We start from the raw sequence: 17042 nt of genomic DNA, 5'->3' as shown, positions 1-17042 counted from the left end.
GCCGCGCGGGCACCGGCCGGGTTCCGGCCCGGCCGGTGGGACGGACGTTCTAGCATGAGGGTCGCCGTGGGGAGCGGCGACGCGACGAGGGGCGGGGCGGGGAGATGCAGCAGCAGCGGCTGGTCGAGTTGGAGCTGCCGGACGGTCAGACGGTCTGGGCGCTGGTGGACGGCCCGTCGGGGCCGCGCGACACCGGGTTCGGCGATCAACTGGCGACCCGGGTCGAGGGGTTGCGGGAGTCGTTGCAGGCGGTCGCGTCGAACGTGCGCGACGCGGTGGCGGCGGCCCGGCCGGACGAGGTGTCGGTCGAGTTCGGGTTGGAGCTGGCCGCCGGGCGCGGCGGCGTGGTGGCGGCGCTGACCGGGGTCGGCGGGAAGGCCACCTTCAAGGTCGCGCTGAAGTGGACCACCGAGGGCGCGCCGTCCGCCGCCGCCGGGCCCGCCGCCGGGCCCGCCGCCGAACCCGCAGCGGAGGAACCCGGGTCCGAGCAGGCCGGGTCCGAGCAGGCCGGCCCCGGCGAGGAAGCGGCCGAGGGCTGACCGGGCGCCCGCGCGCGATGCCGTACTTCGATCCGCTGCCCGCCCTCCAGGCGCTGCTGGAACGCTGCCGGGTCCTGGTGGACGGGGCCGGCAGCGGTTTCTTCGTCGCGCCCGGCGTCGTGCTGTCCTGCGCGCACGTGGCCGGCGGCACGGCGGGGGCGCGGACGTCGGTCGAGCACGAGGGCCGGGCGTACGCCGCGCGGGTGCTGGCCGCCGCCCCGGACGAGGCGGAGGCCGCCGGTCAACACCTGTACCCGTTCCCGGACCTGGCCCTGCTGGAGCTGGCCGACCCGCCGCCCGGACACCCGTGCGTCTGGCTCGACCCCGAGGCACCGTCCTTCCGGACCGAGCTGACCGCCGTCGGTTTCACCTTCGGGCTGGGCCCCCGGCTGGCCAAGCTGGAGGCCGGCGGGCGGACCGGCCCGCCGGGGCGGGCGATGCTGGAGCTGGTGGCGGGCGAGGTCAACCCGGGGCTGTCCGGCGGGCCGGTGCTCAGCAGCCGTTCGGGCGGGGTGGTCGCGGTGGTGAAGGCCACCCGGGAGGCGGACACCGCGATGGGCGGCTACGGGGTGCCGGTGTCGGCGCTGCGGCTGCTCGACCCGGCGGTGTACCGGCGGGTGCTGGCCGCGCACGACCGCTTCCACGCGGTGGACGGCCGCTGGCGGGCGCTGGCCGATCCGCTGGCCGACGCCCCCGGCCCGGGGCGGCGGCGACTCGCCGCCCGGAGTGCGGACCGGGCGTTCCTGGCCCTGCTCGCCGAACTGCCCGGGGCCCCGGGCCCGGCCGCGCCCGCCGAGCTGCGGGCCGCGTTCCTGCGCGCCGCCCCGACCGGTGCCTTCGAGCCGGACCTGCCGCTGCTCGACCGCCGTGACGTCTACCTGGAACTGGCCGCCCTGCCGCCCGCCGGCGACGGGCAGCTGCCGCCCGAACTGGCCTACTGCGCCGCCCTGGTGCGCGCCCTGCCGCCCGGCGAGCCGCTCGCCCGGGCGCTCCGCGACCGGGTGCTGATCCGGGCGGCGGAGACCGGGCTGGGCGAGGCCGCCCGCCGGTCGACCGACGACGTCCCGGACGCCCCCCGTCCGGACGCCCCCGTCCGTCCCTCGGTGATCGCCCGGGTCCGGCACTCGCTGCGCGACCGCGGCCGCTACCACGTGATGCTGTGGCGTTTCCACGGCCCGGAGGAGATCGTCCCGGCCGGGGCCGAGTCCGCCGAGCTGCCGCTGCCCCGGGCGCTCGCCCTGCTGGCGGAGGCGCTGCCCGCGCAGATCGAGACGGTGCAGGCGCTGGACGAGGCCGACCGGCCCGCCCTGGTGGAGCTGATCCTGCCGCACGAGGCGCTGGACGAGGACTACGCGGGGTGGCAGTTGTGGCCGGAGGCGTTCTGGTCGACCCTGGGCGGCGACCACCACTTGGTGGTCCGCCCGCTGGAGCGCCACGAGGAGCCGCGGCTGCACCGCCCCTGGCAGGCCCGCTGGGAGCAGCTGGCGGGCCGGCCGCTCGGCGGGGCGCTGGTCTGCGTGTGCGGGCGCGGCCGCCTGCAGCAGCCGCGGGCGCTGCACGCCGCCCTCAACACCGCCCGGGGCGTGGCCGCGCTGGCGCTGGCCGGTTCCCCGCGCGAGGGGGAGCTGGCGCAGGCGTTCCGGGTCGCGGTGGCCTCCGGCGTGCCGGTGATGCTGTGGGAGCGGGGCGGCGAGCCGCACCCGCTGGGTCCGGACGTCTGCGCCACCGGGTGCGCCGCCCCGGGCCGGGGGGACTGCGCGGGCGGCCGGTTCCTGCGCGCGGCGCGCGCGGAGCTCGCGGACACGCCCCGGGACGCCGCCCCGGACCGGGTGTGGGCGCTGCGCAACGAGGCAGAACTCCCTCCGGGGCCGGACTCCCCGCACCCCCCGGCCCCGCCGGACCCCCCAGCCCCGCCGGACCTCCCGGAGCCCCCGCTCGGTGACCGGCTGGTCCTGCTCTGGGACGACCCGGGCCGCCGCCTGCCCCGCACCCGCCTCGCCCCGGCCGGGCCGGCCGGCCCGGTGGCACCCGACCCTCTGGAAGGACTCCCGCGATGACCCTCCGGCGCATCTACCAGGGCGTGGACGAGCCCCACGACCTGATCTCCGAGCTGCCGCCCCCGCCGCCCTGGCGGGAGTTCGACGGCGGCGCGGACGGCACCCTGGCCGTGGTGGACCGCGACGCGGTCGGCGGCGGTCGCCGGCGCCTGCCGCGCCGGGCCGCGTACCGGGCCGACGAGCGCACCGTCGACGCCGTCAACACCGCGCTGTACCTGCGCCGTCCGCTGCTGGTCAGCGGCGACCCGGGGGTCGGCAAGTCGACCCTGGCCGACGCGGTCGCCCGCGAGCTGCGGCTGGGCCCGGTGCTGCGCTGGTCGGTCAACAGCCGCACCACGCTGCGCGACGGCCTGTACCGGTACGACTCGCTGGGCCGCCTGGAGGACGCCGGCCTGGCCCGCGACCGGGGACCGTTCGCCGAGACGTCCCCGTCCGACCTCGGGCGGTACGTCAGCCTGGGGCCGCTCGGCACCGCGCTCGCCCCGTACCGGCTGCCCCGGGTGCTGCTGGTCGACGAGATCGACAAGGGCGACCTGGACCTGCCCAACGACCTGCTGGACGTGTTCGAGGAGGGCGGTTTCGAGATCCCCGAGCTGACCCGGGCCGCCGACCAGCAGCCGGTGGTCGCGGTGCGCCCGCACGACGGCGGGGCGGCCGTGCGGGTGGTGCGCGGGGCGGTGCAGTGCCGGGCGTTCCCGCTGGTGGTCCTCACCAGCAACGGCGAGCGGGAGTTCCCGCCCGCGTTCCTGCGCCGCTGCGTCCGGCTGCACCTGCCGTCCGTGCACCAGGACGGCGAGCGGCTGCGGGCGATCGTCGAGGCCCACCTGCCGGGGGCGGGCGCGGCCGCCGAGGCCGCCATCGGGGCCTTCCTGGCCCGGGCCGCGACCGGGGAGCTGGCCACCGACCAACTCCTGAACGCCGTCTACCTGTTGGCGCCGGGCAGCGGTTCCGCCGGGCCGGACCGGGAGCGGCTGCTCGACCTGGTCATGCAGCACCTCAACGACTCCGCGCCCGGCCGGCCGTGACCACCGCCGCCCCCGGACCGGAACCCGACGCCGTCCGCCGGCTGGCGGCGCTGCTCGCCGCCCTGCCCGCCCTCGCGGGCGAGGACGGGCCGGCCCCGACCGGACGCGAACTCGCCGACCTGCTCTGGCTGCGCGCCCGGATGGGCGGATCGGAGCCCCGGCTCACCGAATCCGACGCGCCGTCGACCGCCCTGGCGGAGCGGCCGGTCGACCGGCCGGACGCCTCCCCCGGGCCGTACCGTCCGCCCGTCGCGCCCGGCACCCCCGCCGCCGGGCGCCGCCCGCTGCACCTGCCCGGCCCAGTGCCCGCCACGCCCCTGGCGGACCCCCGGCCGGGCGCCGCGCCGATCCGGGTCGGCACCGCCCGCGCCCTCCCGCGCCACCGCGAACTCGCCCGCGCACTGCGCCCGTTGAAGCGCGGCGTGCCCTCCGCCGACCGCACCGTGCTGGACGAGGACGCCACCGCCGAGCGGCTCGCCCGCGACCCGCGCTGGTGGCCGGTGCTGGTGCCCGCCGTCGACCGCTGGCTCGGCGTCCGGCTGGTGGTCGACGCGCACGGCGACAGTGCGGCGCTCTGGGAGCCGCTGGCCCGCGAACTGCTCACCGTGCTGGCCGGGTCGGGCCTCTTCCGGGACGTCCGGCTGCACCGCCTGACCGGTCCCGACCTGCCGGACGAGGGCGCCGACGGGCTGCCGCCCGGACGCACCGCCACCCTGGTCCTCACCGACGGCGTGCACCCCGGCTGGGCCGGGCCGGGGCTGCGCGCCGCGCTGCGCCGCTGGGCGCTGGCCGGGCCGACCGCCGTCCTGCACACGCTTCCCGAACACCTGTGGTCGCAGACCGCGTTGGCCCCCGAACCCGGCCGCTTCCGCACCGCCTCCCCCGCCGACCCGCGCCCCCGCTTCACCCCGTACGCGCTGGTGCCGCCCCCGCAGCCGCCCGGCACCCTGGCCGTGCCCGTGCTGGGCCTCACCCCCGAGTGGCTGGCCCCCTGGGCCCGGGCCACCGCCGGACCGCACGCCTACGACGCGCCCGCCGTGCTGCTCGTCCCCGACCACCGCGCCGCCGCCGTGCCGCCCGCCGCCCGGTTCCCGGCGCCGACCGGCGACTTCGAGTCCTTCCTGGCCCAGGCCCAGCCCCGGGTCTTCCGCCTCGCCGCGCTGCTGGCCGCCGTCGACCAGCTCAGCCTCGGCGTGATGCGGCTGGTGCAGTCCGCCCTGCTGCCGGACAGCCCGCCCGCCGACCTCGCCGAGATCGTCTTCAGCGGCATCCTGCACGCCGGGGAGAGCGACCCGGCCACCGAACTCCTCGGCCGCGCGTACGAGTTCGCTCCCGGCGTCCGGCAGCGCCTGCGCGCCACGCTGCGCCGCGACGAGGCCGAGCAGGTGGTCGCCGTCCTCTCCGCCCACCTGGCCACCCGCACCACCGCCCTGGCCGACCGCTTCACCGCCCTCGTCCCCGACCCCGCCGGCCCGCTCCCCCTCCCCACCGCCACCGCCCCCTGGGCCCACACCACCGTTCCCGGCCCGACCCCCGGGCCCGGCCGCCGCTTCTTCCTCGCCCTCACCGGCATCGCCGTCCCCGGCCCGGACGAACCCGACGCGGCCGCACTGGCGGAGGGCGCCGAACTGGTAGCCGAGGCGTTCGAGCGCCTCGGCTACCGGCCGACCGGCGTCGACGGCCGGGACGGCACCGTCGAAGCGCTGCACGAGTGGGCCGAGGACGCCCGGCTCGGCCCCGACGACCTGATGGCGGTCTACCTCGCCGGCCACGTGATGACCGCCTTCGGCCGGCAGGTCGAACTCCTGCTCCGCCAGGGGCCGCTGTCCGCCGGCCCGTTCCCGCCGGAGGAGTTCCGCCGCGCCTTCGGCCACCTTGGCCACCTGCTGCTGATCGTCGACCGGCCGCCCCCGCGCACCCCGCCTTCCCTGCCATCCCTGCCGCCGCTCACCCGCCCGGCCCTGACCCTGCTCACCCGCGGCGACGCGCCCGGCCGCCGGTTCCCCCGCCAGCTCGCCGCCCTGGTCACCGAGACCGCCGCCGGCACCGACCCGGCCCGGCTCCTGCGGGTCGCCCGGCTCGCCCCGCCGGCCACCGCGTCGGCGCTGCTGCCGTTCCTCACGCCCGAACGCCCACCGGTGGCGGCGCTCGCGCACCGCGAAGCGCCGTACGTGCTGGACGAGTTGGCCTCCTGGGTGAACTCCGGGCCCCCGGCGTCCCTCCTCCGGGAGCTGCACGCCCCGCAGCCGGGGCAGTTGGACCGGATCCTCGACGCCCTCCGCCTGCTGTCCCACCGGGTCCGGCCGACCGTCGTGGACGTCCCCGCCGTGGGCCTCGACCGGGCGCGGGCGGTCCTCGACGACCTGGGCGGCAGCCCGCTGCGCCGCGGACGGCAGCTGCTGGTGCTCCGGTTCGACCCGGTGGCGCCGCCGTCCCCCGCCGAGCTCACCGCCCTCCTGGCCCGCAACTCGGTCGCCGTCGCACCGGTCTTCCTCCTGCTGGTCGACGCCCTCGCCGTCCCGCACGCCGAGCGGCTCCGGCTGGACCTGCCCGAGCAGTTGCTGATCCTGGAGGTCGCCCGGATCCGGGAGCTCGAACGCGCCGCGCCACGCCGCGCCGCCGCCGACTACCGCCGGGCGCTGGAGGACTCCCCGGCCGCCACCAGCCCCGCCTGGCGGGCCGCGCTGACCCTGATGCGGGAGCGGGCCGCCACCCCGCGCGCGGTCCGGCTCGAACGCGTGCAGGCCGCCCTCACCACCCTCCCCGGCGCGGCCGACGCGGTGCTCGACCTGGCCGACCTGGTCCGCGCCGACCCGTCCGAGCCGGTGGAGCAGGTCCACGCGATCCTGCTCGCGCTGATCCGCCACCGGCGGGAGCCGGCCACCGGCGTCCACCCGGTCATCGACCCGGTCTCCCTGGACGCGCTCGACCGGGAGGACCGGGTCGTCGTCCACGACTGGATCGACAGCGGCCTGGTCGAGGTCAGCGAGACGCCCGACCGCGCGCTGGAGGTCGCGCTGATCCTGGGCGTCCCGGTGATCACCGCGGGACCGCCCCCGGCCCCCTCCGCCGTCACCCACCTCGTCGCCCGGCGCGCGGACGACCGCGGCGTGCGGCTGACCCCGTTCCTCGGCCACCCGGTCAGCGGCACGCACGCCGCCGGCCGCCACACCGACCTCGTCCTGCGGTCCTGGCGCTGCCCGGTCCGCACCTGCACCCGCTACCTGCCCCGCTTCGACGTCCCGCTCCCGCTGCCCGGCCTGGCGGACGGCATCCTCGTCTGCACCGAGCACCGCGAACCGCTGCTCGCCACCGGCCCGCGGCCCGCCGTCGCGCACTTCAAGACCGTCGCCGACGACCGGTTCTGCACCGGCCAGCACACCGTCGAGGAGGGCTCCTCGACGACCCTGGCCAACCTCTCCCCCACGGCCTACAGCGTCCCGCTGACCGTCTCCTTCCAGGACGGCGCCGTCACCGTCCAGGCCGCCGACATCGGCGCCACCTACCGCCGTCCCGGCCCGGAGGCCGCCCGCTGGCAGGACCTGGTCCCGGACGTCCCCCTCCCCTGCCCGCCCGGCACCCGGATCACCGTCGCCCCGGACACCGTCCTGGTCCGCACCGGCGCCCCCGCCCCGGGCGAGTTCCCCGCACGCTGAGCGCCCGCGCTCCGAACCGCACAACTCCTCGGGTTTCTGGCCCGGTTGCCCGCCCGCCGCGGCCGTCCGGGGTAGCGTCCTCGGCATGGACATCTCCACCACCGTCGAGCGCGCCCGCCGCCTCGCCCAGTTGCACGCCGACCACCGGCCGCTCGTGCTGCCCACCGTCTGGGACGTCTGGTCCGCCCGGACGGCCGTCGACGCCGGGTTCCCCGCGCTGACCGTCGGCAGCCACCCGCTCGCCGACTCCCGGGGCGCCGAGGACCAGGAGGGGCAGACCTTCGCGGAGGTGCTCGCCGCCGTCCGCCCGATCATCGCGGCCGTCGACGTGCCCGTCTCGGTCGACCTGGAGGCCGGCTACGGGCAGCGGCCCGCCGACCTGATCGCCGGGCTCGTCGAGGTCGGCGGCGTCGGCCTCAACGTCGAGGACACCGTCCACTCCGAGGGCGGCCGCCTGCGCAGCACCGAGGAGCACGCGCGGTACGTCGCGGACCTGCGCGCGGCGGCCGACGACGCGGGCGTCCCGGTCTGGATCAACGGGCGCACCGACCTGTTCCTGCACGCACCGGACCCCGCCGCCGTCCTCGACGAGGCGGTCGAACGCCTGCTGGCCCTGGAGCGGGCCGGCGCCGACAGCGTCTACCCGGTCCGCATCCAGGACGACGACGCCCTGCTGACGGCGGTGGTCGGCGCCGTCCGCGTCCCCGTCAACTCCACCGCCCACCCCGTCCGGCACGACCTGGAGCGCTTCCGCCGCCTCGGCGTCCGCCGGATCAGCAACGGCCCGCTGCTGCAGCTCGCGGCGGCGGACGCGGTCAAGGGCCTGCTCGGGGCCTGGAAGTCCTGAGGCCGGCCGGTCCCGCTCCCCGCCGCACACGCGACAGCGCTGGGGCAGGCACTGCCGCGACGACCGCGTGACCGCTCCCCCGTCCGCCCCCGCCGGTCCCTCCGCAGGTGCCTCAGCAGGTGCCCCGGCGCCCGCTCCGCCTGCCCCAGGACGCGGTGGGGGCGGACACCGCCCGGGTGCACGCCCGCCCGGCCTCCCACCCGGCCTCCCACCCGGCCTCCCGCCCGCCCCGTGACCGCGCCCGCCCCCGCCCTGCCCGGGGCCCGCCGGGGCCGGCCCGCCCGCTGCCGCAGCGCTCCGAACAAAGCGTCGACATCGCCTCCGTCGAGGGGCGCGACCCGGCCCCGGGGCCGACCGCCCACGCGGCTGCCCAGCACGCGCCGATCGGCTTCACCCGCGCGCCGGCCAAGGAGGTGGGGCCGGCCGTCCGGTCGACGGCGGCACGACCCCCTGACCTGCGCTTCCTCCCCCTCCCGGAAAAGCCGTTGTACACCGTAGAAGGACTCCTCTACGGTGTACAACGAACGGCCGGCCGGCCGCCCCGCCCTGTCACGTCCGGGAGCCCCCTTGTCCCAAGCCTCCGTCCCCGCGCCCGTCGCCCCGCACCCCCGGCGGTGGGTCATCCTGGCGGTGGTCTGCCTGGCCACGCTGGTGGTGCTGCTCGACAACACCGTGCTCAACGTGGCGATCCCCTCCCTGACCGAGGAGCTCGGCGCCGGCACGGCCGACATCCAGTGGATGATCAACGCGTACGCGCTGGTCCAGTCCGGCCTGCTGCTGACCGCCGGCAGCCTCTCCGACCGGTACGGGCGCAAGCGCGCGCTGCTGGTCGGCCTCGCGCTGTTCGGCCTCGGCTCGGCGGCGGCGGCCTTCGCCCAGTCCTCCGGGCAGCTGATCGCCGCCCGGGCCGGCATGGGCGTCGGCGGTGCGCTGCTGATGACCACCACGCTGGCGGTGGTGATGCAGGTCTTCCAGGGCGCCGAGGTCCCCAAGGCGATCGGCGTCTGGGGGGCGGTCAGCTCGCTCGGCTTCGCGGGCGGGCCGCTGCTCGGCGGCGTGCTGCTGGCGCACTTCTGGTGGGGCTCGATCTTCCTGATCAACGTCCCGGTGGCGCTGCTCGGCCTGTTCGCGGTGACCCGCCTGCTCCCCGAGAGCAAGGACCCGGCGGGCCGCCGGCCGGACGTCCCGGGTGCCGTGCTGTCCACCGTCGGCATGGTCGGCCTGGTGTACGCGATCATCTCCGGCCCGCTGCACGGCTGGGGCTCCGGCCCGGTGCTGCTGTCGGCGGCGGTCGGCCTGGCCGCGCTGGCCGGCTTCGTCGCCTGGGAGTTCCACACGCCCGCGCCGATGCTCGACATGGCCTTCTTCCGGAACCGGCGCTTCAACGGCGCGGTGGCGGGCGGCCTGCTGGTCGCGTTCGGCATGGCCGGCTCGCTGTTCCTGCTCACCCAGTACCTGCAACTGGTGCTCGGCTACCGGCCGCTGGAGGCCGGCCTGCGGATGTCGCCGCTGGCCCTGCTGATCGTGCTGCTCAACCTGTCCGGCGTCGGCGCCCGGCTGCTGCCGAGGATCGGCTTCGCCGGGGCGGTCGCGGTCGGCATGGGGCTGCTGGCCGGCGGGCTGGCGCTGGTCGCCGCGCTGGGCTCCGGGCACGGGTACCCGGGGCTGCTGGCCGGTCTGCTGCTGATGGGCTCCGGCATCGCGATCGCCAGTCCGGCGATGGCGGCGGCCGTGATGGGCGCGATCCCGCCGGAGCGGGCCGGGGCCGGTGCGGGCGTGCAGGGCACGGTCACCGAGTTCGGCGGCGGCCTGGGCGTCGCGGTGCTCGGCGCCGTCCTCGGCTCCCGCTTCGCGGTGGGCCTGCCGGAGAGCGTCCCCGCCGCGTCCGCGAAGTCCCTGCCGGAGGCACTGGCCGCCGCCCCCGACGACACCGCGCGCGCCGCCGTGCACGACGCCTTCGCCCACGGTCTCACCTCCAGCCAGCTGATCGGCGCCGCCGCCGTCCTGCTCGGCGGCCTGCTCTCCGCCGCCCTGCTGTACCGCGCCGACCGCCCGTCCGCCCCCGCCGACCCCGCCGCGCCCGCCGACGCCCCGGAGGCCGTCCCCGCCTCCCACTGACCCCGCCCCCGGGTCGTACGGTGGTGCCACCCCGTACGAAGCGAAGGAGCAGCGTGGCCACCAAGCGAGCCTCGCAGGTCAAGAAGAGCGTCTGGCTCACCCCCGGGCCGGTCCGCGGCCGCCGCTCGCCGCGGGCCGGCGAGGGCGGCCCGGGCAGCCTCGACCGCGAGGTGATCGTCGCGGCGGCGGTCCGCCTGCTGGACGAGCAGGGCGAGGCGCGGTTCTCGATGCGCGGCCTGGCCGCCCGGCTGGACGTCACGCCGATGTCGTTGTACTGGTACGTCGCCGACAAGGACGACCTGCTGGAGCTCGCCCTGGACGTGGTGGCCGGCGAGATGGCGCTCCCACCGGCGGGCGACGGCAGCGACTGGCAGGCCGGTCTGCGCGCGCTGGCCACGACCTGGCGGGCCGCGATGCTGGCGCACCCGTGGGCGATCCGGATCTACGGCGACTACCTGAACATCGGCCCGAACTCGGTCCGCTACTCGGCCCGGGCCCTGGAGATCGCCCGCGCCTCCCCGCTCCCGGAGGCCGACGCGATGGCGGCCCTCTCGGCGATCTTCCAGTACGCCTACGGCTTCACCGCCACCGAGATCAACTGGGCGGAGAAGGCGGCGGAGGCCGGCAGCAGCACCGAGGAGCTGATCGAGGAGATCACCGAGGCCGTCCGCGAGCTCCCGGGCGTCGCCGACTCCGGCGTCCTGGTCGACCGCCCCCGCGAGCCCGAGCGCGTCCTGCGCGAACGCGAGTTCCACCGCGCCCTCGACTGGCTGCTCACCGGCATGCGGGCCGGCCTGCCCTGACCGCGCGGCCGGTCACCGTCCGGCCGCCGGCCGGTAGCCCCGCCGGTCGCCGACCGGTCGGCTCAGGTGAACTCCTGCTGGCAGCGCTCCAGCCAGTCGAGTTCGGCCTGCAGGTGGAGCACCTCGCCCTCGATCAGCAGGCGGGAGACGCCGTGCTCGGGGGCCTGGTCGGCGGTGGCGTGCAGGCCGCGGATGGTGGCGAGGCAGTGCGAGCGCTGGAGGTCGATCAGGGCGCGCGGGTCGGCGAGGCGGGTGCGCGGGGCGAGGACGAGCTTGAGGAAGAACTCCTCGCGGACCTTGCCGCCGTCGGAGGGGCGGGCGAACCAGTCGGCGAGGGCGCGGCGGCCGTCGTCGGTGAGGACGAAGACCCGCTTGGCCGGGCGGCCGTCCTGGTCGACGTCCTGCCCCTCGATCAGGCCGGACTTCTCCAGTCGGCCGAGCGTCACGTACACCTGGCCGTCGTTGGTGCGCGAGTAGGCCGGGCCGAACGTGGATTCCAGGGCGCGCCGGAGCTGGTAGCCGTGCGCGGGGCCCGTGGCGAGCAGCGCGAGGAGCGGAAGCCGCACCCGGGTGCCTCCCTTCGAGGTGTGTGGGGGGAGTGCGCCGTGCGGCCGAACTTCGTCGGTCGTACGCGGGGCGGCTCTCCTGGGCTCTGATCTACCCCCGTTGTGCGCCCCTTATTCGCCCTGATTCGCCCCAACTGATGGCACTGGGGACCCCAGGAAGTGACATCTTCACCTCCCGTCTCCTGGACACGGTCTTTGGCCTATACCTAACATCTAGGTATCCCCGGGGAACTGACGGCTTGTCAGTCCGGGGTCCGTGCCTGTCAGCGCGACCCCCCTCGCGCGCTCCCATGAAGGTGACGCATGATCACGCCCGTCGTCCCGGCCGACCCGCCGCGCCCCGCCGAGGCCCCCGGGGCCCTGGAGGCCTCCGCCGTCCTCACCGCCGACGGCCTGCTCCCGGAGGAACGGACGGCGCCGCTCACGCCCGACCCGCTCTGGTGGCGCGAAGCGGTGATCTACCAGGTGTACGTGCGCAGCTTCCAGGACTCCAACGGCGACGGGATCGGCGACCTGCCGGGCGTGCGGGCCCGGCTGCCGTACCTGAAGCGGCTGGGGGTGGACGGGGTGTGGTTGAACCCGTTCTACCCGTCGCCGCAGCACGACCACGGCTACGACGTGGCCGACTACAAGGGCGTCGACCCGATGTTCGGCACCCTGGAGGACTTCGACCTGCTGGTCGAGGACTGCCGGAAGCTGGGCCTGCGCCTGGTGCTGGACACCGTGCCGAACCACTGCTCGGCCGAGCACCCGTGGTTCCTGGAGGCACTGGCCGCCGCCCCGGGCAGCGCGTCCCGGGCCCGGTTCCACTTCGCGGACGGCCGGGGCGCGACGGGCGAGCTGCCGCCGAACAACTGGCGGGCGATGTTCGGCGGCCCGGCGTGGTCCCGGATCACCGAGCCGGACGGCACTCCGGGCCAGTGGTACCTGCACATGTTCACCCCGGAGCAGCCGGACCTGAACTGGCGCAACCCGGAGGTGCCGGTCGAGTTCGAGAAGGTGCTGCGGTTCTGGCTGGACCGGGGCGTGGACGGTTTCCGGATCGACGTCGCGGCGGGCCTGTTCAAGCACCCGGAGCTGCCGGACTCGCCGGACCCGGAGGCGGACGAGCGGACCCGCGACTCGGTGAACCCGCTGGCCTGGAACCAGCCGGAGGTGCACGAGGTGTGGCGCTCCTGGCGGGCGATCTGCGAGGAGTACACGGCGCTGGACGGGCGGCAACGGCTGCTGGTCGGCGAGGCGTCGGTGCCGACCCCGGCCGAGCAGGCCAAGTACGTCCGGGGCGACGAGCTGCACCAGGCCTTCTTCTTCCACCTGCTGCACGCGCCGTGGGACGCCGAGCACTTCCACCAGGTGATCGACGCGGCGGTGCGGGACATCACGGCGACCGGTTCGACGGTGACCTGGGTGCTGAACAACCACGACCAGGTCCGCACCACGACGCGCTTCGGCAGCCCGGAGCGGGCCCGGGCGGCGGCGCTGCTGATGCTGTCCCTGCCGGGTGCGGCGTACCTGTACCAGGGCGAGGAGCTGGGCCTGCCGGAGGTCGACGACCTGCCGGACGAGGTGATCACCGACCCGATCTTCCACCGGACGGGCAGCCGCAAGGGCATCCGGGACGGCTGCCGCGTCCCGCTGCCGTGGTCGGGCACCCGGGCGCCGTACGGGTTCGGCCCGGAGGGGTCGGCGCCGACCTGGCTGCCGCAGCCGGCCTCGTTCGCCGGGCATACTGCGGAGCGGGCGCTGGCCGACCACACCTCGCCGTACCACCTGTACCGGGAGGCGCTGCACCTGCGCCGGCTGCTGCCGCAGTTGGGCGAGGGCACGCTGCGCTGGATCGAGACGCCGCCGAACGTGCTGGCCTTCACCCGGGGTGACGGCCTGCTGGTGGCGACGAACTTCGGCACCGTCCCGGCGCCGGCGCCGGTCACCGGCCAGCCGCTGCTGTCCTCCGGCCCGTGCCCGGCGGGGGTGCTGCCGCCCGGGACCACCGCCTGGTGGATCCAGCCGCGTCGCTGAGCGCCGTCCCGCTCCCGCGCCTCCCCGGGGGCCGGTCGGAACCATCCGACCCGCTCTCCGTCCGGTTCCCGGGGAACTCCCAGGACACGCCCGGGATTCCCACCGAATTCCCACCGCTTCCCGGGTTTGGGCGGCCCGGGCCGGAGTTGGGCGGCCGATGACCCCGGCTTTACCTTTCGGGCGACCGAAATACCCCCATTCAGGCGTTCACATCGTGGACAGTCGGTCGATGGACGCAGGTCAGCCCTGTGACAATGGTGCAGACCATCGGTCCCACCCCGTCGACCGACGCGTGTCAGGCGTGTCGTGGACGGTCCTCAACGGCGAGGAGGACCAGGGGCGGTCCCCGGGACGGGAGCGCCCCCGTGCACCATCCGATTCCACGGAAGGTTGTGCCTGAATGCCGGCCACCCCCACCTCCGCCGCGTCCACCGACGCCGGCGCCCGTCTGATCGAGCCGCTGTACCAGGAAGTCCTCCGCCGCAACCAGGGCGAGAACGAGTTCCACCAGGCGGTCCGCGAGGTCCTCGAAACCCTCGGCCCGGTGCTGCGGCAGCGACCCGAGCTGGTCGACGCGCGGATCATCGAGCGCGTCTGCGAGCCCGAGCGGCAGCTGATCTTCCGGGTGCCGTGGTCCGACGACAAGGGCGGGATCCACGTCAACCGCGGCTTCCGGGTGGAGTTCTCCAGCGCGCTCGGCCCGTACAAGGGCGGACTGCGCTTCCACCCCTCGGTCAACCTGGGCATCGTGAAGTTCCTCGGCTTCGAGCAGATCTTCAAGAACGCCCTGACCGGCATGCCGATCGGCGGCGGCAAGGGCGGCTCCGACTTCGACCCCAAGGGCCGCTCGGACGCCGAGATCATGCGCTTCTGCCAGTCCTTCATGACCGAGCTGCACCGCCACCTCGGCGAGTACACCGACGTCCCGGCCGGTGACATCGGCGTCGGCGGCCGCGAGATCGGCTACCTGTTCGGCCAGTACAAGCGGATCACCAACCGCTACGAGTCGGGCGTGCTCACCGGCAAGGGCCTGGGCTGGGGCGGCGCGCAGGCCCGCACCGAGGCCACCGGCTACGGCTGCGTGATGTTCACCGAGGAGATGCTGCGCACCCGGGGCGAGAGCCTGGCCGGGCAGCGCGTGGTGGTCTCCGGCTCCGGCAACGTGGCGATCTACGCGATCGAGAAGGCCCAGCAGCTCGGCGCGACCGTGGTCACCTGCTCCGACTCGACCGGCTACGTGGTCGACGAGAAGGGCATCGACCTGGCCCTGCTCAAGGAGGTCAAGGAGGCCCGCCGCGGCCGCGTCTCCGACTACGCCGAGGCGCGCGGCTCGCACGCCAAGTACGTGGCCGGCACCGGCGTGTGGAACGTCGCCTGCGACGTGGCGCTGCCCTGCGCCACCCAGAACGAGCTGCACGAGGCGGACGCGCTGGCGCTGGTCCGGGGCGGCGTCAAGGCCGTCGCCGAGGGCGCCAACATGCCCACCACTCCCGAGGCCGTCCGGGTCCTCCAGGAGGCCGGAGTGGCCTTCGCCCCCGGCAAGGCCGCCAACGCGGGCGGCGTCGCCACCTCGGCGCTGGAGATGCAGCAGAACGCCTCCCGCGACTCGTGGACCTTCGAGCACACCGAGGCCCGCCTCGGCGAGATCATGAAGCACATCCACGACTCCTGCCACACCACCGCGGAGAAGTACGGCAGCCCCGGCAACTACGTGGTCGGCGCGAACATCGCCGGCTTCGAGCTGGTCGCCGACGCGATGCTCGCCCAGGGCCTGATCTGACGCCCTGACACCCCCGCGACGGGGCCCGGGCCGCGGGTGCGGTCCGGGCCCCGTCCCGTCCGTCCCGTCCCCTCCCAGCTCCCGCACCGGGGCGGTAGGTTGTGCCGTCGCGCCGCGACCGGCGGACGCGCACGGGGGAAGGGTCGGGGGGCCACCATGGCCGGGAGGCCGGACCGCACCGAGGACGGGGCGACGCCCAGGCGCGGCGAGGTCCGCGGCCCGGCGCGGCGCCGCCTGCCGCCGGCCGTCCCGGCCCTGCTGGGCGCCCTGTTCGCCCTGGCTGGGCTCGCCCTCGGGACGGGGCTCGCCCTCGGCGGCGTCTCCGCGCTGGACGAGGTCCGGGCCCTGCACCACCGGCCCGAGCTGCGGATGACGGTCACCGACTGCCACACCACCGGCCGCTCCCGCAGCCTGGCCAACCACTGCCGGGGCACCGGCGACCCGGCCGGCACGGACGTCACCACCGGGCCGTGGACCTACGACGGCGCCCCGCTCGACTACCGGCCGGGCACCGTCGCCACCGTGCGGTGCGCCCGCGACGGCGCCTGCGCCCGACTCGAGGTCGGCGACCACGTCCTCGCCCTGGCCTGCACCACCGGCGGACTGCTGCTGGCGGGCGGCGCCCTGACCGCCCTGGCGAACACCCTGCTCGGCGCTCTTCGCCCCGGCCCTAGCCGCCGCCCTGCGCCGCCCGCGCACCGTCCGCGCCCTCGCGGCCGCCACCGGCGCGCTGCTGCTGCTCGCCCTCGCCGCCGCGCTGCGCCACGTGCTCGGCTGACGCCGGCCCCGTCTTGGCTTGCGCTTTACCCGTCGACTGCGGGACGGTAGGAACCCTGTGTTCCGATCGTGGATTTTCCGTGGGGGGTAGGGTCGTGACGGTGCGGACGCGCGGGGGCGCGCTGGCCTGGGGTCTCATCGTGGTGGCCGTCCTGACGGCCTGTTCGGGTCCGCCCTCCGCTCCCTCCTCCGCCACCGCCGCCGACCGCTCCGCGGAGGTCGGGCGGCTGCGCGCCGCGGTCGACGCCCCGGCCGAGCCGTTCTCGGCGGCGCTCTCGGTGGAGGCGGCGGACGGGCGGACGTCGGCGCGGGGCCGGGGCCGGGTGAGCGTGGGGGACGTCCAGACCAGCTCGATGCGGCTGACCGCGTCCTCCGGGGACGCCTCCGGGCAGGTCAGCACCACCACCACCCGGACCGAGGTGTACAGCCGGATCGACGACCAGCCCTGGACGAGGCACCCGCGCGGGGAGGAGGTGCTGCTGGCCGACCACCGTCCGATGGTGCGGACGCTGCTGGCCGCCGACCCGGCGGCGTACCGGGGGCGGGAGCCGGTCCCGGGCGGCGCCGACGGCGCGCCGGCCTACCACCTGGCGGGCCGGCTGCCGGTCGGGCAGGTGTCCGCCGCGCTCGGGGTGGCGGTCCGCCGGCAGGTCGCCGCGCACGGCATCGCGGACTGCGCAGCCGACCTGCGGGTCGACGACCTGGGGCGGCTCGCCGCCCTGTCGCTGGTCTGCGAGGGCGACGGCTACCGGGCCACCTCCGCCCTCAGGCTGCACGACTACGGCCCGCCCGCCGACATCGAGCCGCCCGCCGACCTGTGACCGGCCCCGGCCGGGTCTTCGAGCCCGTCCTCCC

12 protein-coding genes are annotated in these 17042 nt (G+C 76.5%); 11 read left to right on the top strand and 1 reads right to left on the bottom strand.

The window, feature by feature from the left end:
* The first annotated feature begins 104 nt into the window (after positions 1–104).
* The 7 genes from ACZ3J7_RS28505 to ACZ3J7_RS28475 all read left to right on the top strand — a co-directional run bounded on the left by ACZ3J7_RS28505 (position 105) and on the right by ACZ3J7_RS28475 (position 11045).
* Positions 105–539, top strand: coding sequence for a CU044_2847 family protein (locus tag ACZ3J7_RS28505; protein WP_465625934.1), 435 nt, complete (start codon positions 105–107; stop codon positions 537–539).
* Positions 540–556: 17 nt separating this feature from the next.
* Positions 557–2596 carry a VMAP-C domain-containing protein gene (locus ACZ3J7_RS28500; protein WP_465625932.1) on the top strand — a complete coding sequence of 680 codons (2040 nt, stop codon included), beginning with the start codon at positions 557–559 and terminating at the stop codon, positions 2594–2596.
* Positions 2593–3621, top strand: a complete 1029-nt coding sequence (locus tag ACZ3J7_RS28495; protein ID WP_465625930.1) for an AAA family ATPase — start codon at positions 2593–2595, stop codon at positions 3619–3621. Before ACZ3J7_RS28500 ends, ACZ3J7_RS28495 begins: the two co-directional genes overlap by 4 nt.
* A complete protein-coding gene (locus ACZ3J7_RS28490; protein ID WP_465625928.1) occupies positions 3618–7277 on the top strand; it encodes an SAV_2336 N-terminal domain-related protein in 3660 nt (1219 codons plus the stop codon). The genes ACZ3J7_RS28495 and ACZ3J7_RS28490 overlap by 4 nt, the downstream gene beginning before the upstream one ends.
* A gap of 85 nt (positions 7278–7362) precedes the next feature.
* A complete protein-coding gene (locus ACZ3J7_RS28485; RefSeq protein WP_465625926.1) occupies positions 7363–8124 on the top strand; it encodes an isocitrate lyase/PEP mutase family protein in 762 nt (253 codons plus the stop codon).
* A gap of 567 nt (positions 8125–8691) precedes the next feature.
* The gene (locus tag ACZ3J7_RS28480) at positions 8692–10242 is read left to right on the top strand and encodes an MFS transporter (protein WP_465625925.1); all 1551 of its coding nucleotides are present in this window, start codon (positions 8692–8694) and stop codon (positions 10240–10242) included.
* Between the two features lie 53 nt (positions 10243–10295).
* Positions 10296–11045: a TetR/AcrR family transcriptional regulator gene (locus ACZ3J7_RS28475; RefSeq protein ID WP_465625923.1), complete on the top strand. Its 750-nt coding sequence runs from the start codon at positions 10296–10298 to the stop codon at positions 11043–11045.
* A gap of 62 nt (positions 11046–11107) precedes the next feature.
* Here the strand turns inward: ACZ3J7_RS28475 and ACZ3J7_RS28470 are convergent, their stop codons facing one another.
* On the bottom strand, positions 11108–11611 hold the full coding sequence (locus tag ACZ3J7_RS28470; RefSeq protein ID WP_465625921.1) for a PadR family transcriptional regulator: 504 nt from the start codon (positions 11609–11611) through the stop codon (positions 11108–11110).
* Positions 11612–11914: 303 nt separating this feature from the next.
* Here ACZ3J7_RS28470 and ACZ3J7_RS28465 point away from each other — a divergent pair, with 303 nt between their 5' ends.
* The 4 genes from ACZ3J7_RS28465 to ACZ3J7_RS28450 all read left to right on the top strand — a co-directional run bounded on the left by ACZ3J7_RS28465 (position 11915) and on the right by ACZ3J7_RS28450 (position 17008).
* Complete coding sequence (locus ACZ3J7_RS28465; RefSeq protein ID WP_465625920.1) at positions 11915–13630, top strand: glycoside hydrolase family 13 protein; 1716 nt, start codon at positions 11915–11917, stop codon at positions 13628–13630.
* Positions 13631–14030: 400 nt separating this feature from the next.
* Positions 14031–15410 (top strand): NADP-specific glutamate dehydrogenase, encoded by a 1380-nt coding sequence (gene gdhA, locus ACZ3J7_RS28460; RefSeq protein WP_465625918.1) that lies wholly within the window; start codon positions 14031–14033, stop codon positions 15408–15410.
* 156 nt (positions 15411–15566) lie between these two features.
* Positions 15567–16238 (top strand): hypothetical protein, encoded by a 672-nt coding sequence (locus ACZ3J7_RS28455; RefSeq protein ID WP_465625916.1) that lies wholly within the window; start codon positions 15567–15569, stop codon positions 16236–16238.
* Between the two features lie 50 nt (positions 16239–16288).
* Positions 16289–17008 (top strand): hypothetical protein, encoded by a 720-nt coding sequence (locus ACZ3J7_RS28450; protein ID WP_465625914.1) that lies wholly within the window; start codon positions 16289–16291, stop codon positions 17006–17008.
* The last annotated feature ends 34 nt before the right edge of the window (positions 17009–17042 follow it).

The organism is Kitasatospora sp. NPDC015121, assembly GCF_055562955.1.
This window is presented reverse-complemented; position numbering and strand designations above follow the sequence as displayed.